The sequence below is a fragment of the Arthrobacter sp. AFG20 genome (genome assembly GCF_002892795.1).
GTDB lineage: Bacteria > Actinomycetota > Actinomycetes > Actinomycetales > Micrococcaceae > Arthrobacter.
Window position 1 is genome coordinate 1 of the sequence record NZ_PJMC01000047.1, and the last position, 705, is coordinate 705.

The 705-nt window shown below is 68.5% G+C and carries 1 protein-coding gene; it reads right to left on the minus strand.

The genetic code is table 11. The features are described 5' to 3' along the window. A partial coding sequence (locus CXZ05_RS22690) for an enolase C-terminal domain-like protein (protein ID WP_308411019.1) occupies positions 1 to 705 on the minus strand: 705 nt, incomplete at both ends.

A 705-nucleotide genomic window follows, 5' to 3' on the forward strand; every position in this document is an offset into this window, starting at 1 on the left:
CGGCGAGATCCCGCCGAAGTGCGTGGACGCGGCGCGGACGTAGTCGATCAGCTGTTCCTTGATGATGCTCTGGTAGTCGTACACGGTGTTGAAGATTTCCCCGATGGCCAGCGGCGTGGTGGTGTGCTGGCGGACCAGGCGCAGCGCTTCCTGGTTCTCGGCCGGGGTGCAGTCCTCGAGCCAGAACAGGTCATACGGTTCCAGCGCCTTGCCCAGCTTCGCGGCCTGGATCGGCGTCATCCGATGGTGCCCGTCGTGCAGCAAAGGCAGTTCCGGGCCGAATTCATTCCGGACCGCCTCGAACACGCCGGGCAGGTGGCGCAGGTACGCCCGGGTGTCCCAGTCCTCCTCCACCGGGAACGCGCCACGGCCGGCCGGCTCGTAGTCGTACCGCTCCCCCGAGGCCTGGGCCTGCGCGGCCACCCCGTACACGGCCTTGATCCCGGGCACGGCGGTCTGGATCCGCACCGACTTGTACCCGAGTTCCAGGTGCTCCCGGACCGAATCGAACAGCGACGGGATGTCGGAGCCGGAGGCGTGGCCGTAGGCGCGCAGCCCGTTGCGGGATGCCCCGCCGAGCAGCTGGTAGACCGGCATGCCGGCGACCTTGCCCTTGATGTCCCACAACGCCATGTCCACCGCAGCGATCGCCGCCATCGTCACCGGGCCGCGGCGCCAGTACGAGGACCGGTACAGGAACTGCCA